Below are 20480 nucleotides of genomic sequence, written 5' to 3' on the forward strand. Positions count from 1 at the left end.
CAAAACGTACGGCAAGCAGTCACAGCTTGGTCGCGGCAATCTGGGTCGCCAGCTTGGCGATCGAGGGTTCCATCAGATCGGTCAGCGGCTTCGGGTACAGGCCCAGGGCCAGTACGCCAGCGGCGAACACCCCCAGCACGAATGCCTCGCGGCCATTGATGTCCTTCAGCTCGGCCACGTGTGCGTTGGCCACTTCGCCGAAGAACACGCGCTTGTAGAGCCACAGCGTGTACGCGGCGGTAATGACCAGCGTGGTGGCAGCGGCAAAGGCGATCAGCGGATGCTTCTGGAAGCTGGCCAGAATCACCATGAACTCGCCGACGAAGCCGCTGGTGCCAGGCAGACCGGCATTGGCCATGAAGAACAGCATCGCGAAGGTGGCGAACCACGGCATCACGTTGACCACGCCGCCGTAGTCGGCGATGCGGCGGGTATGCATGCGGTCGTACAACACGCCGATGCAGGAGAACATCGCGCCGGACACGAAGCCATGCGAGATCATCTGCACCATCGCACCCTGCAGGCCGAGGCGTGCGGCGTCGGTGCTGCCGTACTCGCGCACCAGTGTGAAGGCGATGAAGGTACCGAGCGTGACGAAGCCCATGTGTGCGATGGACGAGTACGCCACCAGCTTCTTCATGTCTTCCTGCACCAGCGCCACCAGGCCGACGTAGACCACGGCGATCAACGATAGGGCGATCACCAGCCAGGCGAACTCGTGGCTGGCGTCCGGCACGATCGGCAGGTTGAAGCGCAGGAAGCCGTAGCCACCGATCTTCAAGGCAATGGCAGCCAGGATCACCGAACCGGCGGTTGGTGCCTCGACGTGTGCGTCCGGCAGCCAGGTGTGCACCGGGAACATCGGCACCTTGACCGCGAATGCGATCAGGAACGCAAAGAAGATCCAGGTCTGTTCCTTGGCAGTCAGCTGCAGCGCATACAGATCGGCCAGCTGGAAGCTGCCGCCCTTCAGGTACAGGTACACCAGGCCCACCAGCATCAGCACCGAGCCGAGGAAGGTGTAGAGGAAGAACTTCATCGCTGCGTAGATGCGACGCGGGCCGCCCCAGACACCGATGATCAGGAACATCGGGATCAGCATCGCTTCGAAGAACACGTAGAACAGCATCGCGTCGGTGGCAGCAAAGATGCCGACGGTGACGCCTTCCAGGATCAGGAAGGCAGCCACGTACTGATTGACGCGCTTGTCGATCGAGCGCCAGGCGCCAATGAGCGAGAGCACGGTCACCAAGGTGGTCAGCACGATCAACGCGACCGCGATGCCGTCCACGCCCAGGTTGTAGCCGATGTTGTAGGCCGGGATCCAGGCGTGCAGCTCGACGAACTGCAGGGCGTCATTGGCCGTGTCGTAGCCCAGCAGCGGCAGACTCAGCACAAAGGTCGCCACTGCCACCGCCAGGGACGCCCAGCGGGCAGTCTCGGCGTTGCGCAGCGCAAGGATCAGGGCGCCACCGATAATCGGCAGCCAGATCAAGATAGACAGTAAAGGCCAGTTCGACACGTTTTCTTATTCCGTACAGGTCAACGCCAGAAATGCATCAGTACCGCCAACAAGGCGATCAAACCGATGATCATTGCGAAGGCGTAGTGATAGAGGAAACCGGATTGCGTGCGACGCAGCAAATTTGCAGCCAGGTCGATCAGTCGGGCAGAACCATTGACGACCACACCATCGACCACATGGGTATCGACGGCACGTGACGCCTTGCCAAGGACAACACCGCCACCGGCGAAGCCATTGATCCACAGCTTGTCGAAGCCGTACTTGTTCTCCAGCAGCCACACGATGGGCGCGAACGCCTTGCGCGACTTGGTGGCCAGGTCCGGCTTCCACAAATAGAACAGCGCCGCGAGCAGCAGACCGGCCACCGTCAGGAAGAACGGAGCGGCCATCATGCCGTGCAGTGCAAAGGCCACCGGGCCATGGAATTCTTCCGCCAGCGCACCAACGGTGTCGCGTGCCGGATCGTAGAAATCGACGATGCCGGTGAAGAACGAGACGGCCTGGCCCTTGAGCGCATGCGCATGGTGCCCCTGCCAATCGGTACCGAACAGCATCGGGCCGATGGTGAAGAAGCCGATCGCCACAGACGGAATCGCCAGCAGGATCAACGGCAACGTCACCACCCACTTCGACTCGTGCGGCTCGTGGGCGCCGTGGTGACCATGCCCGTGGTCGTCGTGACCATGGCTGTCATGGGCGTGTGCGTCGTGCGCATGGCTGTCATGCGCATGGACCTGCGCTTCGGCATCGGTATGCGCGTTGTCGTGGTGCGCATGCGCGTCGTGAGCATGGGCATCGCGGAAACGCTCCTTGCCATGGAAGGTCAGGAACAGCAGACGGAAGCTGTAGAAGCTGGTGACCAGCACGCCACCAAGCACCGCCCAGTAACCGTAGGTCGCGATCCAGCTATGCGATTCGTGCGCATGGTGCGCGGCCGCCTCGATGATGGTGTCCTTCGAGTAGAAACCCGAGAAGAACGGAGTCCCCACCAGCGCCAAGGTGCCGATCACGCTGGTCCAGTACGTCACCTTCATGTACTTGCGCAGGCCGCCCATCTTGCGCATGTCCTGCTCATGGTGCATGCCGATGATGACCGAGCCGGCCGCCAGGAACAGCAGCGCCTTGAAGAAGGCGTGCGTCATCAGGTGGAACACCGCCGCCGAATACGCCGAGACGCCCAATGCCACGGTCATGTAGCCGAGCTGGGACAGCGTCGAATACGCAACCACACGCTTGATGTCGTTCTGCACGATGCCGATCAGGCCGGTGAAGAAGGCCGTGGTCGCACCGATGAACAGGATGAAGTTCAGCGCGGTTTCCGACAGCTCGAACAGCGGCGACATGCGCGCAACCATGAAGATGCCGGCGGTCACCATCGTCGCGGCGTGGATCAGCGCCGAGATCGGCGTCGGGCCTTCCATCGAGTCAGGCAGCCACACGTGCAACGGCACCTGCGCCGACTTGCCCATTGCGCCAATGAACAGGCAAATGCAGATCAGCGTCATCACGCTCCATTCGTGACCAGCAAACAACTGCACCTTGGCACCAGCCATGGTGGTCGCGTTGGCGAACACGGTGGAGTAATCCAGCGAGCCGAACCACAGCAACACGCCGGCAATGCCCAGAATGAAGCCGAAGTCGCCGACGCGGTTGACAAGGAACGCCTTCATGTTGGCGAACACGGCAGTCGGGCGCTTGAACCAGAAACCGATCAGCAGGTAGGACACCAGACCCACCGCTTCCCAGCCGAAGAACAACTGCAGGAAGTTGTTGCTCATCACCAGCGTGAGCATGGAGAAGGTGAACAACGAGATATAGCTGAAGAAACGCTGGTAGCCCGGATCTTCTTCCATGTAGCCGATGGTGTAGATGTGCACCAGCAGCGACACGAAGGTCACCACCACCATCATCATCGCGGTCAGGCGATCGACCATGAAGCCGACATGCGCGGAGTAGTTGCCGACGTCGAAGAAGGTATACAGGTTCTGGTTGAACGGGCTGGCGCCCTGCTCCACCAGTTGGTACAGCGTCAGGCACGACAGCACGCAGCTGACCGCCACGCCGAGGATGGTGACGTACTGCGCGCCCTTGCGCCCCACCTGACGACCGAACAAGCCGGCGATGATGCTGCCGACAAGCGGTGCAAGCACCACTGCAATCAGCAGACTCTTGGAGAGAGTGATTTCCATCTACGGGTCAGCCCTTCAACGTGTCGACTTCGGCCACATTGATCGTGCGGCGCGTACGGAACAGAGTCACCAGGATCGCAAGGCCAATCGCGGCCTCCGCAGCGGCAACGGTCAGGATGAAGAACACGAACAGCTGGCCGGCGGTGTCGCCGAGCTCGCGCGAGAACGCAATGAAGTTGATGTTGACCGACAGCAGCATCAACTCGATCGACATCAGCAGCACGATGACGTTCTTGCGATTGAGGAAAATGCCGGCCAGCGAGATGCAGAACAGCACTGCGCCCAGTCCCAGCAGGTGGCCCAAGGTAATCAAGACTTCGCCTCCTGTCCGTCCGCCGCATCGACGCGCGGCGCAATCTGTGCGGGTTTTTCCACTGCCATCTTGACGATGCGCAGGCGGTCGGTCGCCTTGACGCGCGATTGCTCGCTGGCGATCTGGATCTTGATGCCGGTGCGCTTGCGCAGGGTGAGCATCACGGCAGCCACCACGGCCACGGTCAGGATCACCGCAGCAAACTCGAACGGCAGCAGGAACTCGGTGTACAGGCTCTTGGCCAGCCAGGTCAGGTTCGAAACATCTGCAGCCTGTGCGGCCGCATTGTCGGCCGGAAACGGCGTGGCGCTGCGCGACTTGACGCCGATCAGGGTCACCATCTGCGCCAGCATCGCAACCGCGACGATGACGCCCAACGGCATGTACTTGACCCAGCCCTCGCGCAGGCGGCTGGTGTCGATGTCGAGCATCATCACCACGAACAGGAACAGCACCATCACCGCGCCGACGTACACCAGCACCAGCGTAACGCCAAGGAACTCGGCACCCACCAACAGCCAGATACACGCCATCGAGAAGAAGGTGAGGATCAGGCACAACACGGCATACACCGGGTTACGCACGCTGATCACCGCACCGGCGGACACCACCGCGATGGCGGAGAAGGCGTAGAAAGCAATAGAGACCCAGTCCATCATGACCTCAACGGAAGGCGGCATCGGCAGCGCGACGCTCGGCGATCTCGGTTTCTAACCGGTCTCCGATCGCCAGCAGCTGCGGCTTGTTGACAATGTTCTCGCCACGCTTCTCGAAGTGGTACTCGAGGATGTGCGTCTCGACGATCGAGTCCACCGGGCAGCTTTCTTCGCAGAAGCCGCAGAAGATGCACTTGAACAGGTCGATGTCGTAGCGCGTGGTGCGGCGGGTGCCGTCTTCGCGCTTGGCCGAGTCGATGGTGATGGCCAGCGCCGGGCACACCGCTTCGCACAACTTGCAGGCGATGCAGCGCTCTTCCCCGTTGGGATAGCGACGCAGTGCGTGCAGGCCACGGAAGCGCGGCGACTGCGGGAACTTCTCCATCGGATACAGGACGGTGTACTTGGGCTTGAACGTGTATTTCAACGTCAGCCACAAGCCGCCGAGCAGTTCGAGCAGCAGCAGGCTCTTGAAGTAATGGGTGATCTTGTTCATCAATTACACGCCCTTCTGGATCACGCCGTAAAACACCATCAATGCCGTCACTGCGATCCACACGATCGTGAGCGGAATGAACACCTTCCAGCCCAGCCGCATGATCTGGTCGTAGCGGTAGCGCGGGAAGCTGGCGCGGAACCAGATGTAGGCACTGGCGAAGAAGAACACCTTCATCAGCAACCACGGCCAGCCGCCGGTCCACAGCCAGTTGATCCACGGCGAAACGTCCGCAGTGACCCAGCCCTGGATCGGGCTCAGCCAGCCGCCGAGGAAGAAGATCGAGATCAGGAAGCTGACCAGGATCATGTTGGCGTATTCGGCCAGGAAGAACAGTGCGAATGCACCGCCGGAATATTCCACCATGTGCCCGGCAACGATTTCCGACTCGCCTTCCACCACGTCGAACGGCGCGCGGTTGGTTTCGGCCACGCCGGAGACCCAGTACACAATGAACAACGGGAACAGCGGAATCAGGAACCAGTCGAAGAAGCCGGAGTTACCCGCTTGCGCAAATACGATCTGGCTGAGGTTGACGCTGCCGGAGGCGATCATTACGCCGACCAGCGCAAAGCCCATCGCAATTTCGTAGCTGACCACCTGTGCGGCCGAGCGCATCGCGCCGAGGAACGCATACTTGGAGTTGGACGCCCAGCCCGCGAGGATGATGCCGTACACGCCCAGCGAGGTCATTGCCAGCAGATACAGCAGACCGACGTTGGCGTTGGACAACACCAGCTGCGCATCGAACGGCACCACCGACCAGGCCGCGAATGCCGGCGCCAATGTCAGCAACGGCGCGATGATGAACATCGCCTTGTGCGAGCTGGCCGGCTGCAGGATTTCCTTGAACAGTAGCTTGAAGACGTCAGCGAAGGCCTGGAAGATGCCCATGCCCACGTACATGGGCCCGTGACGCACGTGCATCCAGCCGATCAGCTTGCGCTCCCATACCACGTAGAAGGCCACCGCCACGATCACCGGCACGGCGATCAGCAGGATCTTCAGCACGGTCCAGAGCACCACGCCGCCATCGCCCAGCCCGAGGAACCACTGGTGGAGGGGGTCGACCACGTTCAACAGCAATTCGTTCATGCAGCCACCACCGTTACCCGACCGGCGCCGAGCGGCGCAGTTGCGCCATGGCCGGATTCGATCCACACCGTGCCCGGTGCAACGCGCTTGTCCAGCACCACCGGCAACGTCGCCTTACCAGCATCCGTACCGACCTTGACCATCTGACCCGCGCCAAGCTGCAACTGCGCCGCCTGCTCCGGGTGCATTGCCACACACGGCGCGATGTTGAGCGGATGCGACTGCAACGCAGCGGCCCGGCGTACGACAGCATCGGTGCGATAGATCGCCGCGGTTGCCGCAACCTCCAGCCCGTCGCTCGCCGTGGCCGGCTGCGCAGACGCGACCGGACTGACGCTGCGGTTCTGCATGCCCGCACGCAGGCCGACCAGATCGATGAATTCGAAGCCGGCCAGGCCGAGCTCGCCGCCAAGTGCACGCAGCACCCGCCAGCCTTCGCGTGCCTCGACCGGCAGGCGCCCTGCGGCGCGTGCGGTCTGTACACGACCATCGAGATTGGTCAGCGACGCATCGATTTCCGGCAACGCACCAATCGGCAGGATCACATCGGCCACGTCGCGCGTCGAGGCGCAAGCGAACTGACTGAACGCCACGACCTTGGCACCGGCCAGCGCACTGCGCGCGGCAGCGGCGTCAGCAAAATCCAGGCCAGGTTCGATGCCGTACAGCACATAAGCCTGACGCGGCTGGGCCAGCATGCCGGCGACGTCGCGCGCGGTCGGCAACACGCCCTGCGACACCAGACCCACCGCGTTGGCGCCCTGTGGAATGCGGCACAGCGACGCACCGGTTGCAGCGGCAAAATCACGTGCGGCCGCACGCAGCGCAGCAGCCTGCGGATGATTTTCAGCCAGCGCGCCGACCACGATCACGGCGCGGGTTGCGCCCTTGACCGCATCACGCAACGCTGCGTCGTCGAGCGCCGCAGCCAGCTGCGACGGCGCGACCACGGTGCGCGAGGCCTGGGTAAAGGCAAAATCGAAATCGACCGGATTGACCGAGTGGATCTGCGTGCGGTTCTGGATGTGCGCCTTGCGCAAGCGTGCATGCAGCAGCGGCAGCTCGTGGCGCACGTTGCTGCCGAACAGCACGACAACATCGGCCTGTTCGATCTCGGCCAGCGGCGTTGCGAAAGCTTGCGCCACCGCAGCGTCGGAAAAGTCACGATTGAGCAGACGGTGATCCAGATTGCCGCTGCCCAACCCTTCGGCCAGACGCGCCAGCAGCGCGCCCTCTTCGTTCGAGGTGGACGGGTGCACCAGCACGCCGAGCGCATCACCCGCGTTTTCGCGCAGGATCTGGGTCGCTGCGGCCAGACCTTCGGTCCAGCTCACTTCGGTCCACTGCCCGTTGACCTTCTTCAGCGGCTTGACCGCACGGTCCTCGGCGTACAGGCCCTGATGCGAATAACGGTCGCGGTCGGACAGCCAGCATTCGTTGACCGCCTCGTTCTCGCGCGGCACGGTGCGCAGCACTTCGCCGCGGCGCACGTGCAGGAACAGGTTCGAGCCCATCGCATCGTGGTAGCCCAGCGACTCGCGCGCCATCAGTTCCCACGGACGTGCGCGGAACTGGAACACCTTGTTGGTCAGCGCGCCCACCGGGCAGACGTCGATAACGTTGCCGGAAATTTCGGTGGTCAGCGGCTTGCCGTCGTAGGTGCCGATCTGCAGGTTTTCGCCGCGATACATGCCGCCCAGCTCGTAGGTGCCGGCGATGTCTGCAGTGAAACGCACGCAGCGGGTGCACTGGATGCAACGGGTCATCTCGGTAGCGACCAGCGGACCGATATCCTCGTCCGGCACCACGCGCTTGCGCTCGTTGAAGCGGCTCACCGAACGGCCATAGCCGAGCGAGACGTCCTGCAACTCGCACTCGCCGCCCTGATCGCAGATCGGGCAATCCAGCGGGTGATTGATCAGCAGGAATTCCATCACGCTGCGCTGGTACTTCAGCGCCTTTTCGCTACGCGTGGTGACCTTCATGCCGTCCATCACCGGCGTGGCGCAGGCAGGCGACGGCTTGGGCGACTTTTCGACATCGACCAGGCACATGCGGCAGTTGGCCGCGATCGGCAGCTTCTCGTGGTAGCAGAAGCGCGGGATCGGGATACCGGCCTTGTCGGCCGCCTGGATGATCATCGAGCCCTTCGGCACCACCAGGGACTGCCCGTCGATCTCGACGGTGACATGGTCCGGTGGCACGTTCGGGTTCACTGGTTGGGCGCTCATGCAGCCACTCCGACTTGCGTATCGACGATCGAACGACCGTTGACGATGTAGTACTCGAACTCGTCCCAGAACTGGCGCAGGAAGCCCTGAATCGGCCATGCCGCCGCTTCGCCGAACGCACAGATGGTGTGACCTTCAATCTGGCCGGCAACCGTGCGCAGCTGATGCAGGTCTTCCATCGTGGCCTTGCCGGCAACGATGCGCTCCAGCACGCGGTGCATCCAGCCGGTGCCCTCGCGGCACGGGGTGCACTGGCCGCAGGATTCCTTGTGGAAGAACTGCGAGATGCGACAGGCGAAACGCACGCAGCAGACGCTGTCATCCAGCACCACGATGGCGCCCGAACCCAGACCGGTGCCCAGCGCACGCAGGGTGTCGTAATCCATCTGCAGGCCAGCAACCTGGTCGGCCTTCAATACCGGCATCGACACGCCGCCGGGCACCACGCCCTTGAGCTTGCGACCCGGACGCAGGCCGCCGGCCATTTCCAGCAATTCGTCGAAGGTGGTGCCGAGCGGCACTTCGAAATTGCCGCCCTTCTGCACGCAACCGGAGACCGAGAAAATCTTCGGGCCGCCGTTCTTGGTCTTGCTCAAGCCGAGGAACCACTCCGGGCCATTGCGAATGATCGCCGGCACCGATGCATAGGTCTCGGTGTTGTTGATGGTGGTGGGCTTGCCGTACAGGCCGAAGTTCGCTGGGAACGGCGGCTTGTAGCGCGGCTGGCCCTTCTTGCCTTCCAGCGATTCCATCAATGCGGTTTCTTCGCCGCAGATGTAGGCGCCAGCGCCCAGCGCACCGTAGATATCGATATCCACGCCGCTGCCGAGAATGTTCTTGCCCAGCCAGCCATTGGCGTACGCATCGGCCAGTGCCAGCTCGAAGTTTTCGAATGGCTCGTGGTGGAACTCGCCACGCAGGTAGTTGTAGCCCACCGTCGAGCCGGTGGCGTAGCAGGCGATCGCCATGCCCTCCACCACCGAATGCGGGTTGTAACGCAGGATGTCGCGGTCCTTGCAGGTGCCCGGCTCGGATTCGTCCGAATTGCACAGGATGTACTTCTGCATCGTGCCCTTGGGCATGAACGACCATTTCAGCCCGGTCGGGAAGCCCGCGCCGCCACGGCCGCGCAGGTTCGATGCCTTGACCATTTCGATGACGTCGGCAGGCGCGATCTTCTCTTCGAGGATCTTGCGCAGCGCCGCGTAGCCACCGGTCTTCAGATAGCTCTCGTACGACCACGGGGTGTCGTAATGCAGCGTCGTGTAGACGACCTGGTGCGGCAACGGCGCCGGGCCGACCGGACCGGTAGGTGCGTGATGATGTGCCATGTCTTACTCCAGCCCGTCCAGCAGCGCGTCGACCTTCTCTTTCGTCAGGTGCTCGTGGTAATGGCCGTTGATGACCATCATCGGCGCTGCAGAGCAGGCCGCCAGGCACTCTTCCTCGCGCTTGAGGTAGACGCGGCCATCGGCCGTCGACTGCCCCAGCTTGCAACCCAGTTTCTTTTCCGCATGCGCCAACAGATCTTCGGCGCCATTGAGCCAGCAGCTGATGTTGGTGCAGAACGCCACGTTGTGGCGGCCGACGCGTTCGGTCTCGAACATCGAGTAGAAGCTGGCGACCTCGTAGGCCCACACCGGCGGCAGTTCCAGGTACTTGGCCACGCCGACGATCAACTCGTCGGTCAGCCAGCCCTGGTTCTGCTCCTGCGCAGCGTGCAGACCCTGCAGCACCGCCGACCGCTTGCGGTCCGGCGGAAACTTGGTCAGCCAATGATCGATGTGCGCACGCGTCTTGTCGCTCAGCACAACCTGCGGATCGACGTCGCGCGCCGCTTCGAAATTACCCGTCGCCTTCATCGGTCAACCTCACCGAAAACCAAATCGTAAGTACCGATCATCGCCACGACGTCGGCCAGCAAATAGCCACGCACCACCGCGTCCATCGACGACAGATGCGCAAAGCCCGGCGCGCGCAGATGCACGCGGAACGGCTTGTTGGCGCCGTCGGACATCAGGTAGCACCCGAACTCGCCCTTGGGCGCTTCGACCGCGCTATAGGTTTCGCCGGCCGGCACGCAATAGCCCTCACTGAACAGCTTGAAGTGATGGATCAGCGCTTCCATGTCGTCCTTCATGCCTTCGCGGCTGGGCGGAGCGACCTTGAAATTGGTGACCATGACCGGACCGGGATTGGCCTTGAGCCACTTCACGCACTGCTTGATGATGCGGTTGGACTCGCGCATCTCGGCCACGCGTACCAGGTAGCGGTCGTAGCAGTCGCCGTTGGTGCCGACCGGGATATCGAAATCCACTGCGTCGTACTTGGCGTAAGGCTGCTTCTTGCGCAGATCCCACTCGATTCCCGAACCACGCAGCATCGGGCCGGTCATGCCCCAGGCACGCGCCAGATCCGGGCTGATGATGCCGACATCGACGGTGCGCTGCTTCCAGATACGGTTGTCGGTGAGCAGCGTTTCGTATTCGTCCACGCGCGCCGGGAAGGTATTGGTGAATTCCTCCAGGAAGTCCAGCATCGTGCCTTCACGACCGGCGTTACGCTTCTTCAGTGCCCCACCCTTGTGCCAACGGGATTCCTTGTACTTGGGCATGAAGTCGGGCAGATCACGGTACACGCCACCGGGGCGGTAGTAAGCCGCGTGCATGCGCGCACCGCTGACTGCCTCGTAGACGTCCATCAATTCTTCGCGCTCGCGGAATGCATACAGCATCACCGCCATTGCTCCCAGATCGAGCGCGTTGGAGCCGACCCACATCAGGTGGTTCTTGATGCGGGTGATCTCGTCGAACATGGTGCGGATGTACTGCGCACGCTCGGGCGCCTCGATGCCCATCAGGGATTCGATCGCACGTACGTAGGCGTGCTCGTTGCACATCATCGACACGTAGTCCAGGCGATCCATGTACGGAACCGACTGGTTGAAGGGCTTGGACTCGGCCAGCTTTTCGGTGCCACGGTGCAGCAGGCCGATATGCGGATCGGCACGCACCACGGTCTCGCCGTCCATTTCCAGGATCAGGCGCAACACGCCGTGCGCCGCAGGATGCTGCGGGCCGAAGTTCATCGTGTAATTGCGGATTTCCTGCTTGCTTTCCACAGGATTGCTCGCGAAGGCTTCGGTTGCCTGGCGGAACTCACTCACTTGGCAGTCTCCGACTTGCCCACTTCACCAGCGGCAGTCTCATAACGGGCATCGTCGCGAATCACGCGCGGCACGCCGACGCGCGGCTCGACCGAAGTGACCGGCTCGTACACCACGCGCTTGCGCTCTTCGTCGTAACGCACTTCGACGTTGCCGATCAGCGGGAAATCCTTGCGGAACGGGTGGCCGACGAATCCGTAGTCGGTCAGGATGCGGCGCAGATCCGGGTGCCCATCGAACACGATGCCGAACAGGTCGAACGCCTCGCGCTCGAACCAGTTCACGCCCGGCCAGATATCGGTGACCGACGCCACCACCGGCACCTGCTCGTCCGGTGCGTAGCAACGCACGCGCAGACGCTGGTTATGTTGGTAGGAAATCAGTTGCGCGACCACCGCAAAACGCTGCTTGGGCAGCTGCTGCGGCTGGGCACCATCGGAACTTTCCTGGCTGGGGAATTCGCCCCAGGCAAAACGGCCGACGGCCTTGCCTTCGACGCCGCGGCTGAAACCCTGCGATGACACGTCGGCGGTATCCCACTCGTCGCTGCCATAGCCCAGGTAATCGACGCCGCACAGATCGCTGAGCTGCTCGAAACCGAGCTCATCGCGCAGGGCCAGACAGGTGGCATGCCAATCGGCGGCAGCGACTTCCAGCGTCACTTCGCCGCGCGGCAATGCCACGGCGATCTGCGCACCGGCGAAACGTGCCGCAAGTCGGTCAGTGAAGGAAGATGCTTGCTCTGCCATGGGGGCTTGGCTGCTCTCGGTAGGAGAAGACGGGTGTCAGCGTGCGATTGTCTGGGTGCGCCAGATCTTCTTCTGCAGCTGCAGGATGCCGTAGACCAGCGCCTCGGCGGTCGGCGGGCAGCCCGGGACATAGATGTCCACCGGCACGATGCGATCGCAACCGCGCACCACCGAATACGAATAGTGATAGTAGCCGCCGCCATTGGCGCAGCTGCCCATCGAGATGACCCACTTCGGGTCGGGCATCTGGTCGTAGACCTTGCGCAGCGCCGGGGCCATCTTGTTGACCAGCGTGCCGGCCACGATCATCACGTCGGACTGACGCGGCGACGGGCGGAACACCACGCCGTAACGGTCCAGGTCCAGACGCGAGGCGCCGGCGTGCATCATCTCGACCGCACAGCAGGCCAGGCCGAAGGTCATCGGCCACATCGAACCGGTCCGCGCCCAGTTCAGCAGCGCGTCGACGCTGGTGGTCACGTAGCCCTTTTCGAGCAACGGGTTTTCGCCTTCCGGGCGCAGGATGTCTTCCACCCGGCCTTCCGGCATCGGGTTGGTCATCAGACGATCCAGGGTCTGAATCACTCCCATTCCAGCGCTCCCTTCTTCCACACGTAGATAAAGCCGAGGAACAACATGCCGACGAACAGCCCCATGGTGACCAGCGAGCGTGCGCCGATCTCCATGAACACCTGCGTCCACGGCACGATGAAGATGATTTCCAGGTCGAACACGATGAACTGGATCGCGATGAGGTAGTAGCGCACATCGAACTTCATGCGCGCGTCTTCGAAAGCTTCGAAGCCACACTCGTAAGGCGAGAGCTTGCGCGCGTCCGGGGTGCGTGGAGCGAGGAATCGACCGACCAACATCAGCACGATGCCGATACCGGTGGCGACGATCAGAAACAGCAGACTCGGCAAATATTCGGCCAGCACAGCGATTCTCTCTTGCCTCTGCCCGCACGCGCCGCGTGCCGGCATGGGGTATAGGCAGGCCCCGCGCGCGACAAGCGATGCGCAGGAACTGCAGCCAAACAATGGTGCCCAAGAGGGGACTCGAACCCCTACGACCTAAGTCGCTACCACCTCAAGGTAGTGCGTCTACCAATTCCGCCACCTGGGCATACGTTGCGCCGCTGGGCATCCCAGTGCGCAGCGTATTGTAACCGGCTTCAGCGTTTTTGTGCTGGTTCTGAAGCGTTTTCTTCGCTGGCCGCAGGCGCCGGCTGTGCCGGGGCGGACTGCACCGGGGCTGCCGCCGGCGCAGCGGCAGGAGCCGGCTGCGACGGAGCGGTCGGCACGGCACCAGCGGCCGGAGCCTGCGGCAACGGCTGGGTGAGTTCGCCTGCGGCGGCCGGAGCCGGCGTTGCCGACTGCGACATCACGCCCAGGTTCTGGTCCGTTGGACGCGCCCCATGCGTGGCGTACCACGCCATGAACAGGCTGATGCTGAAGAACACCACGGCCAGCCACTTGGTCGACTTGGACAGGAAGTTCGACGCACCCTGCGAACCGAACACCGTGCCCGACGCGCCGGCACCGAAGCCGGAACCGGCCGCCGCACCCGCACCACGCTGCATCAGGATCAGCGCAATCATCGCCAGCGCGACCAGCACGTAGACCACATTGAGGATCAACATCAGCATTTCGAAATCCGTCCCCGGACAAAACTTAATGGGTTAACAAGCAGCCGCCGCACGTGCAATGGCCAGGAAATCTTCGGCAACCAGTGATGCGCCGCCGACCAGCCCCCCATCGACATCGGGCTGTGCGAACAGCTCGCCGGCGTTGTCGGGCTTGACGCTGCCCCCGTACAGGATGGGCAGACCATCCGCAATTCTAGCATCCGCCTTCGCGACTTCGCCACGCAGGAAGGCATGCACGGCCTGGGCCTGCTCGGGGCTGGCGGTGCGGCCGGTGCCGATCGCCCAGATCGGCTCGTAAGCCAGCACCGCGCGGGCAAAGCCCTTGCTGCCCACCAGGGCCAGGACCGGTTCGAGCTGGGCACGTAGGATTGCCTCAGTCTGACCGGCCTCACGCTGTTCCAGCGATTCGCCCACGCACAGCACCGGGATCAATCCGGCGTGGATGGCAGCGGCAAACTTGCGCGCGACCAGCTCGCTACTCTCCTGATGGTACTGGCGCCGCTCGGAATGACCGACCAGGCCATAGCCGGCGCCCACGTCCACCAACATGGTGGCCGAGACTTCGCCGGTGTAGGCACCTTTCTCGTTGCTACTGACGTCCTGGGCTCCAAATGACAGGTGATGTGCCTCGAAATCCTCGATCAGGTCACCGAGGTAAGGCATTGGTGGCAGGATGACGACGTCGACACCCTCCAGGGGCATGTGCGCGGCGACCTTTGCCACCAGTTCGGTGGCAAAGGTGCGGCTGCCATGCAGCTTCCAGTTTCCAGCAACGATCTTTCGACGCATCAGGCGCAGGTTCCTGAGTTGAAGACAGGCGACAGAATAGCCCATGACCTGTCGGCAACCGGCACACTTCTGTCCGCTGCATGTCCCATCCCTCCCCCACCAGGAACCCGTCATGTCCGTTTCGCCTGTCTTTGCGCTGATCACCGGTGCCTCCAGCGGCATCGGCCGCGAGATTGCGCGGGCCTATGCCCGGCGCGGGGTGCCGTTGATCCTGACCGCGCGGCGGGTGGACCGGCTGCAGGCATTGGCGGAGGAATTGCGCAGCGCCGTGCGGGTGGAAGTACTGCCGGCCGATCTGGCCGACCCTGCCGCGGCAGAGGCACTGGCGACGCAAATCCAGCGCAACGGCTGGACGGTGGGCACCCTGGTCAACAACGCCGGCTACGGTGTGCCGGGCCGCTACCTGCACAACGACTGGGCCACGCATGCAAGCTTTCTGCAGGTGATGGTGGGCGCAGTGTGCGAACTGACCTGGCGGCTGTTGCCGATGATTCGTGCCAGCGGCCAGGGCCGCATTCTCAACGTCGCCTCGTTCGCGGCACTGACACCCAGTGCCGATGGGCAGACGCTATACGCGGCCAGCAAGAGTTTCATGCTGCGCTTCAGCGAATCGCTGGCGCTGGAAAACGCCGATTGCGGCGTCAAGGTCTGCGCCCTGTGCCCCGGCTTTGCATGGTCGGAATTCCACGATGTCACCGGCACGCGCGAGGCGATGTCCGCCCTGCCCGGCTGGGCCTGGCTGCAGGCCGATGACGTGGCCGAGTACGGCATCCAGGCGCTGGAGCGCGGCCAGGTGCTGGCGGTGCCGGGCTGGCGCTATCGGCTGGTCCATGCAGCGCTGCGCCTGCTGCCGCATGCGCTTGCCCTGCGGCTGATGGCACGCGGCTCGCACCGGGTGCGGCCGCTGGAGTGAGGCGGCTATGGACGGTCGGCGGAAGGCATCGCATCTGTGCAGGTGCCCGCGTGCCGGGCTTCGACGTGCAGCGGCTGGGCAAAGCGCGATGACCGCGCAAGCGCGCAGTTGAGGAACGTGCACGTGCTCGAACACAGGCCTATCGCATGCCGCAGCGCTCCCGACTCATGCACGCCCGACGAACGACGGCAGGAGACCCGTCGCTCTCAGCGATTGACGATCTCGCCATGCATGGCTGCCAGCCGCGCGAGCAGGCGATTTTGCGTGCGGCGCGGGATCTTTTGCTGGTCCATCGCCCAGTTCAGGTCTTCCACCAGTGCGTTGAAATCGCCTTCGCGAATGACCAGGTGCGCGTGCGCCTGCTGCATCGACTTGGCCGTGTCCGGGCAGGGGCCGTCGGCGACGTGGCAGAACTTCTGCACCAGGCGTGCATTGAGCATGACGATGTTGACGCGGGCGAACTTGTCGACGATGCGCTGGTCGTCGGCGATACGCGAGAGCATGGTTTCCACCAGCGCTTCGATGCCGGCTTGCCCGCCGAGCTCGTCGTAGAGCGTCTGGCGCGGTTGCGTGCTGGCGCAGGCGCTCGTCAGGCCCAGCACGCACAGCAGGCACCAGCGCAGCCATAGGTTCATCAGAACGCCACCTGCAAAGAGAGATAAGGACCACGCTGATCGGCCAGCGTGGCGACATTGCCCAGATCGGCCCAGGCGGCAGTCAGCGAAACGTGCTTGCCGGGGAACCAGGCGACGAACACATCCGCCCACGCCTGCTCGCGCGCGAAGCGCAGGTTGTTCGGTTTGTCGCGATATTCCACGCCCACCGCCCAGGATGGCGACAGCACGACGGCGGCACTGGCCTCGGGCACCAGACGATAACCGTTACGCCGGTCGCCGCCGAAACCGAGCAAGCCGGTCTGGTTGGCGCGGGTGGCGCGCACCGTGCCGTTGAGCAGCAGCTGGTACCCGCCAGCGCCCTGCAGCAACAAGCGGCTTGCACTGAGGTAGACGTCCGTGCCGTGATCGTCGCGCGCACCGATTGCCAACGGCAAGGTCCCGTTGCGCAAGCGCTTGTACTGCACGCCCAGGCTGACTTGCGGTGCATGCCCGTAGACCAGGTCGCCGGCCAGTCGCACCTTGGCACCGAACACGTCCTGGCCGAGCGCATTCCACGGCAAGCCGAGCCGGTCCTGCAGCGCGCCCAGATCCAGACGCTGGCGTGCAAGCGACAGCTCCAGCCGATTACCGACCGTAAGCGCCGCGCCCTGCACATCGAGGCGGTAATCGCCGCTATCCACATGCGTGGCGAACAGCACGGTGCCCAACTCATCGCGCGTGCCGTAACCCGACAACGTGGCCCATGGCACGATGCCGCCACCGCTGCTGCCTTCGATCATCGACACGCCACCGGTGGCGAGCAGGCGCCCGTCGCCAGCCATTGCCTTCAATGGCGCGAACGCACCGGCAGCAACCGTCACGACGAGGGCGACACGCAGACACGCGCTCATCGCTGCATGCCCGCATGGGCTGCCGACGGCATGCCCAGTTGGCGCATGCACCACGCCACCAGCGGCGCCTCTTCCAGCGGCGGCGCGTACAGGTAGCCCTGCACCATGTCGCAGCCATAGCCGCGTAGCAGGCCCAGGGCCGTGGTGTTTTCGACGCCTTCGGCGATCACGCTCAGGCCGAGGTTGTGGCCCAGGTCGATCGTGCTGCGCACGATGAATGCATCGTCGGTGCCTTCGGCCAGCTGCATCACGAAGCTCTTGTCGATCTTCAATTCGTTCACCGGCATGCGCTTGAGTTGGGCCAACGAGGAATAGCCGGTGCCGAAGTCGTCGATGGACAGACGCACACCCACGCCACGCAACTGATGCAGCATGTGCAGCGCAGATTCGACATCGCGCATCAGCGCGCTTTCGGTCAACTCCAAAGTGACCGACTGCGCCGGCACGGCGTGCTGCTCCAGCCGCGCACGCACGTAGTCGGGCAGACCCGGATCGGACAGATCAAGGGCCGACAGGTTGATCGCCATGCCCAGCTCCAGGCCTTGCGCGCGCCAGTGCGCCTGGCAGCGCAGTGCCTCGTCCAGCACGAAGCGGGTCAACGGGTGGATCACGCCGGAATGCTCGGCCAGCGGAATGAATTCGTCCGGGCCGATCGGGCCCAGCGTCGGGTGATGCCAGCGCACCAGCACTTCGACCTGTTCGACACGGTCGGTCCGCAGGCAGATCTTGGGCTGGAAGCGCAAGGTCAACTCGTTGCCGCCGATGGCCTGGCGCAGATCGCCGGTGAGCCGCAGCCGGCGCAGATGCTGCTCGTCCTGGCCCATGCGGTAGACGCTGGCGCCGATGGTGGTCACATCGCCCACCTGGCGCCGTGCGATATCGGCGCGACGCAGCAAGGTGTCCGGGTCGGCACCATGCTCGGGAATCAGCGCGATGCCGATGCTGGCTTCAAGCTGGATGCGTGCCTGCGGCAAGGCCAGCGGACGGCGCAATTGCAGCAGCAGCCGTTGTGCGTCCAGCTGCACGCTGTTCGCATCGGCCTGCGCCACCACCACCATGAACTCGTCGCTACCCAGGCGCCCGACCAGGTTTGGCGCGTGCACCACATCGGCAAGCCGCCGCCCGGCTTCGACCAGCACCTGGTCGGCAAAATCATGGCCCAGGCTGTCGTTGAGCTCCTTGAAACGCTCCAGATCCAGGATCAGCACGGCCGCGGTGCCACCGGAAGCGACGGTGTGTTCGACCACCTCCTTCAACCGCTCCAGCAGCCACAAACGATTAGGCAAGCCGGTGAGTGCGTCGTGCCGCGCCTGATGCAGGATGTGCTGCTCACGGCTGGCGATCTGCTGCTGCATCCGCCCGAAGCTGTCGGCCAGCTCGGCCAGCTCGCGGCCCGGCGGCACGTCCACTGCCGTCTGGTAATCGCCACGCTGGATGCGCCGGGCGGCCTGCACCAGTTGCGCCACCGGCTTGCTGACGCTACGCGCCAGAAAGATCGCCACGCCCAGGGCCGCAGCCGTGGCCAGACCGGCCAGCAACAGGATGCGCAACTTGAGAATGCGATACGGCGCAATCGCCCGGTCCAGCGACGCCTGCAAGGCCACCCGCACATGGCTGTCGCCCTGGATCGGTTGCAGCTTGACCAGGTAGCGCGACTGGCCCAGCGTCAGCGCAATCGCTGCGGCCTGGGTGCGCTCGGCGGTGGGCAACTGCTGCGCAAATTCGGCACGCGCGGGCGGCTCCAACGTCGACGCGAGCACGTGCACAGGCGGGCCGTCGGTAAAGAACGTGGCATCCAACCCGGTGGTCGTGCGGAAATCCTGGGCCAGGCCCTCGCCGGATTCGTTGCCGATCGCAATCCAGCCGACGCGACTCGGCGCCAGCACCTGGACCACGGCCAGCCGCACGATCTGCTGATTCAGTGCAACCACCCCCACCGCACGACCATCGCGCTGCGCCTGCTGCAACAGGGCCTGCACCGCGCGCAATTGCTCGGCCTGGGGCAGATCGGCCAGGCCGGTCAAAAATTCGCCATCCGGCGAGAGCAGCACCGCAGTCTGCGCGGACATGCGCGCGGCATGATTGCGTAGCGCCGACTGCATGGTGGGCACATCCCCGCTGGCCACCGCAGCACGAAAGCCGAAATCATCGGCCAGCACCGAGGCCGATTGCAGTAGTTGTTCGTCGCGGCGCAAGTTGATGCGCTGCCAGACGCGCTCGCCGATCTGCAGTTCTTCGCCCAGCTGCGCCTTGACGCTGCGATCGGTTGCCAGCTGCACCGCAATGAAGGTCAGTGCCTGGGTAGCCAGGACGACCAGCACCAGCAGGACCGCGATGCGGGTATGCAGTCGCATCGCCCTCATGGATGGGTCTTCTTCGGCTCGGCGCGGCGAAATTTATCCTGCAACGCGCGGACGCGCGCATCCGGCGGCGCCACCATCGGTGCCGCGCCCGTGGTCTGTACGGTGATGCGGCGCTGCACCGGGTCGCGCGCGACGACCAGCGGCTCGGACACTGCAGCGCCCTTGATGCGGGGATGCCACACGCGCAGCGTGTAGTTGCCGGCGGGCGCATCGAGCTGCACGCGCCCGTCGCTGCCGGTCTTGCCGAAATACGGGGTCTCCAGCACCACGATATAGCCCAGCATCCAGTCATGGATATTGCAGCCCACCGTCACCAGACCGGCTTGATCGAAGCGCACCGGCGCGGCCGTGGTGCCCTGGAACAGCGGCAGTTCAAAGCGCTTGGCCGGCGAGAACGAATACACCTGATGGCGGATCTGATCGTTGTTCGGAAACCGCACCGACGTGCCGGTGCGCACCGCCAACACCGCAGGCACGAACTGCGAATTGACCTGGTCCATCTCCACGGTCTTGCCGGCACTGGCCGCGGCGGGCCGCGGCAACTCCAGGCTGACCACTGCATCGACCAGGACGCCGTTGGCATCGGCCACCGCCACGCTCACCGGCGCTGCTGCCAGCGGCACTGCCACGCCGCAGAGCGCAAGCAGGCCCAGCGCCCCCATGTGTTTGATCCCCTGCATCCGCATGCGCCCCCTGACCGTGCAATCGGCAGCGGGCGCCAGGCGAGTCCGACGTCGCGCTAGCGATCAGACTGGATTATCGGCGCGGGTGAACGCAAGCTTTAACCAGACGCGAGCACAATTTTATGAATAAAACTGTGGTCGCAGTCATGGGCAATGT

At 63.8% G+C, this 20480-nt stretch carries 20 protein-coding genes and 1 tRNA gene; 1 reads left to right on the plus strand and 20 read right to left on the minus strand.

Annotated features, from left to right (window positions below; translation table 11 throughout):
• Positions 1-19 precede the first annotated feature (19 nt).
• The 16 genes from ACCQ12_RS12480 to tpiA all read right to left on the minus strand — a co-directional run bounded on the left by ACCQ12_RS12480 (position 20) and on the right by tpiA (position 14857).
• Complete coding sequence (locus ACCQ12_RS12480; RefSeq protein WP_166751401.1) at positions 20-1522, minus strand: NADH-quinone oxidoreductase subunit M; 1503 nt, start codon at positions 1520-1522, stop codon at positions 20-22.
• Between the two features lie 20 nt (positions 1523-1542).
• The gene (gene nuoL, locus ACCQ12_RS12485) at positions 1543-3714 is read right to left on the minus strand and encodes an NADH-quinone oxidoreductase subunit L (RefSeq protein ID WP_372381860.1); all 2172 of its coding nucleotides are present in this window, start codon (positions 3712-3714) and stop codon (positions 1543-1545) included.
• A 7-nt stretch (positions 3715-3721) separates the two neighbouring features.
• Positions 3722-4027 (minus strand): NADH-quinone oxidoreductase subunit NuoK, encoded by a 306-nt coding sequence (gene nuoK / locus ACCQ12_RS12490; RefSeq protein WP_039407444.1) that lies wholly within the window; start codon positions 4025-4027, stop codon positions 3722-3724.
• On the minus strand, positions 4024-4686 hold the full coding sequence (locus ACCQ12_RS12495; RefSeq protein WP_372383609.1) for an NADH-quinone oxidoreductase subunit J: 663 nt from the start codon (positions 4684-4686) through the stop codon (positions 4024-4026). The genes nuoK and ACCQ12_RS12495 overlap by 4 nt, the downstream gene beginning before the upstream one ends.
• A 4-nt stretch (positions 4687-4690) precedes the next feature.
• A complete protein-coding gene (gene nuoI, locus ACCQ12_RS12500) occupies positions 4691-5179 on the minus strand; it encodes an NADH-quinone oxidoreductase subunit NuoI (RefSeq protein ID WP_003485557.1) in 489 nt (162 codons plus the stop codon).
• Positions 5180-5182: 3 nt separating this feature from the next.
• Positions 5183-6274 carry an NADH-quinone oxidoreductase subunit NuoH gene (nuoH, locus tag ACCQ12_RS12505; protein WP_184439144.1) on the minus strand — a complete coding sequence of 364 codons (1092 nt, stop codon included), beginning with the start codon at positions 6272-6274 and terminating at the stop codon, positions 5183-5185.
• Positions 6271-8505, minus strand: a complete 2235-nt coding sequence (gene nuoG, locus ACCQ12_RS12510) for an NADH-quinone oxidoreductase subunit NuoG (RefSeq protein ID WP_166745169.1) — start codon at positions 8503-8505, stop codon at positions 6271-6273. The genes nuoH and nuoG overlap by 4 nt, the downstream gene beginning before the upstream one ends.
• Positions 8502-9836 (minus strand): NADH-quinone oxidoreductase subunit NuoF, encoded by a 1335-nt coding sequence (gene nuoF, locus ACCQ12_RS12515; protein WP_047693166.1) that lies wholly within the window; start codon positions 9834-9836, stop codon positions 8502-8504. Before nuoF ends, nuoG begins: the two co-directional genes overlap by 4 nt.
• Positions 9837-9839: 3 nt before the next feature.
• Positions 9840-10367, minus strand: a complete 528-nt coding sequence (gene nuoE / locus ACCQ12_RS12520; RefSeq protein ID WP_003485548.1) for an NADH-quinone oxidoreductase subunit NuoE — start codon at positions 10365-10367, stop codon at positions 9840-9842.
• Positions 10364-11671, minus strand: coding sequence for an NADH-quinone oxidoreductase subunit D (locus tag ACCQ12_RS12525; protein WP_047693168.1), 1308 nt, complete (start codon positions 11669-11671; stop codon positions 10364-10366). Before ACCQ12_RS12525 ends, nuoE begins: the two co-directional genes overlap by 4 nt.
• Positions 11668-12420 (minus strand): NADH-quinone oxidoreductase subunit C, encoded by a 753-nt coding sequence (locus ACCQ12_RS12530; protein ID WP_039407413.1) that lies wholly within the window; start codon positions 12418-12420, stop codon positions 11668-11670. Before ACCQ12_RS12530 ends, ACCQ12_RS12525 begins: the two co-directional genes overlap by 4 nt.
• A gap of 36 nt (positions 12421-12456) precedes the next feature.
• On the minus strand, positions 12457-13011 hold the full coding sequence (locus ACCQ12_RS12535; RefSeq protein ID WP_010371165.1) for a NuoB/complex I 20 kDa subunit family protein: 555 nt from the start codon (positions 13009-13011) through the stop codon (positions 12457-12459).
• Positions 13002-13358: an NADH-quinone oxidoreductase subunit A gene (locus tag ACCQ12_RS12540; protein ID WP_047693170.1), complete on the minus strand. Its 357-nt coding sequence runs from the start codon at positions 13356-13358 to the stop codon at positions 13002-13004. The genes ACCQ12_RS12535 and ACCQ12_RS12540 overlap by 10 nt, the downstream gene beginning before the upstream one ends.
• Before the next feature lie 102 nt (positions 13359-13460).
• Positions 13461-13545, minus strand: a tRNA-Leu gene (locus ACCQ12_RS12545).
• A gap of 49 nt (positions 13546-13594) precedes the next feature.
• On the minus strand, positions 13595-14068 hold the full coding sequence (gene secG, locus ACCQ12_RS12550; RefSeq protein ID WP_039407398.1) for a preprotein translocase subunit SecG: 474 nt from the start codon (positions 14066-14068) through the stop codon (positions 13595-13597).
• A gap of 33 nt (positions 14069-14101) precedes the next feature.
• The gene (gene tpiA / locus ACCQ12_RS12555) at positions 14102-14857 is read right to left on the minus strand and encodes a triose-phosphate isomerase (protein WP_372383610.1); all 756 of its coding nucleotides are present in this window, start codon (positions 14855-14857) and stop codon (positions 14102-14104) included.
• 112 nt (positions 14858-14969) lie between these two features.
• Between tpiA and ACCQ12_RS12560 the strand changes: the two genes are divergently transcribed.
• Positions 14970-15770 (plus strand): SDR family NAD(P)-dependent oxidoreductase, encoded by an 801-nt coding sequence (locus tag ACCQ12_RS12560; RefSeq protein WP_372381861.1) that lies wholly within the window; start codon positions 14970-14972, stop codon positions 15768-15770.
• 206 nt (positions 15771-15976) lie between these two features.
• Here the strand turns inward: ACCQ12_RS12560 and ACCQ12_RS12565 are convergent, their stop codons facing one another.
• From ACCQ12_RS12565 to ACCQ12_RS12580, 4 genes are read right to left on the minus strand one after another with little or no spacing between them, the layout of a single operon-like run.
• Positions 15977-16405: a group I truncated hemoglobin gene (locus ACCQ12_RS12565; RefSeq protein WP_166751406.1), complete on the minus strand. Its 429-nt coding sequence runs from the start codon at positions 16403-16405 to the stop codon at positions 15977-15979.
• Entirely contained in the window at positions 16405-17277 is an 873-nt protein-coding gene (locus ACCQ12_RS12570) for a DUF3034 family protein (protein WP_372381862.1), read from the minus strand. The genes ACCQ12_RS12565 and ACCQ12_RS12570 overlap by 1 nt, the downstream gene beginning before the upstream one ends.
• Complete coding sequence (locus tag ACCQ12_RS12575) at positions 17274-19640, minus strand: putative bifunctional diguanylate cyclase/phosphodiesterase (protein ID WP_372381863.1); 2367 nt, start codon at positions 19638-19640, stop codon at positions 17274-17276. The genes ACCQ12_RS12570 and ACCQ12_RS12575 overlap by 4 nt, the downstream gene beginning before the upstream one ends.
• Positions 19637-20320, minus strand: a complete 684-nt coding sequence (locus ACCQ12_RS12580; RefSeq protein WP_372381864.1) for a methylamine utilization protein — start codon at positions 20318-20320, stop codon at positions 19637-19639. The genes ACCQ12_RS12575 and ACCQ12_RS12580 overlap by 4 nt, the downstream gene beginning before the upstream one ends.
• Positions 20321-20480: the final 160 nt, after the last annotated feature.

The organism is Xanthomonas sp. NCPPB 1068 (assembly GCF_041479385.2).
Classification (GTDB): Bacteria; Pseudomonadota; Gammaproteobacteria; order Xanthomonadales; family Xanthomonadaceae; genus Xanthomonas; species Xanthomonas cannabis.

Coding starts and splice junctions, on each gene's coding strand:
- nuoL (WP_372381860.1), bottom strand. CDS start 3,714: ATGGAAATCACTCTCTCCAAGAGTCTGCTGATTGCAGTGGTGCTTGCA.
- ACCQ12_RS12495 (WP_372383609.1), bottom strand. CDS start 4,686: ATGATGGACTGGGTCTCTATTGCTTTCTACGCCTTCTCCGCCATCGCG.
- nuoI (WP_003485557.1), bottom strand. CDS start 5,179: ATGAACAAGATCACCCATTACTTCAAGAGCCTGCTGCTGCTCGAACTG.
- nuoH (WP_184439144.1), bottom strand. CDS start 6,274: ATGAACGAATTGCTGTTGAACGTGGTCGACCCCCTCCACCAGTGGTTC.
- nuoG (WP_166745169.1), bottom strand. CDS start 8,505: ATGAGCGCCCAACCAGTGAACCCGAACGTGCCACCGGACCATGTCACC.
- nuoF (WP_047693166.1), bottom strand. CDS start 9,836: ATGGCACATCATCACGCACCTACCGGTCCGGTCGGCCCGGCGCCGTTG.
- nuoE (WP_003485548.1), bottom strand. CDS start 10,367: ATGAAGGCGACGGGTAATTTCGAAGCGGCGCGCGACGTCGATCCGCAG.
- ACCQ12_RS12530 (WP_039407413.1), bottom strand. CDS start 12,420: ATGGCAGAGCAAGCATCTTCCTTCACTGACCGACTTGCGGCACGTTTC.
- ACCQ12_RS12535 (WP_010371165.1), bottom strand. CDS start 13,011: ATGGGAGTGATTCAGACCCTGGATCGTCTGATGACCAACCCGATGCCG.
- secG (WP_039407398.1), bottom strand. CDS start 14,068: ATGCTGATGTTGATCCTCAATGTGGTCTACGTGCTGGTCGCGCTGGCG.
- tpiA (WP_372383610.1), bottom strand. CDS start 14,857: ATGCGTCGAAAGATCGTTGCTGGAAACTGGAAGCTGCATGGCAGCCGC.
- ACCQ12_RS12560 (WP_372381861.1), top strand. CDS start 14,970: ATGTCCGTTTCGCCTGTCTTTGCGCTGATCACCGGTGCCTCCAGCGGC.
- ACCQ12_RS12565 (WP_166751406.1), bottom strand. CDS start 16,405: ATGAACCTATGGCTGCGCTGGTGCCTGCTGTGCGTGCTGGGCCTGACG.
- ACCQ12_RS12570 (WP_372381862.1), bottom strand. CDS start 17,277: ATGAGCGCGTGTCTGCGTGTCGCCCTCGTCGTGACGGTTGCTGCCGGT.
- ACCQ12_RS12575 (WP_372381863.1), bottom strand. CDS start 19,640: ATGAGGGCGATGCGACTGCATACCCGCATCGCGGTCCTGCTGGTGCTG.
- ACCQ12_RS12580 (WP_372381864.1), bottom strand. CDS start 20,320: ATGCAGGGGATCAAACACATGGGGGCGCTGGGCCTGCTTGCGCTCTGC.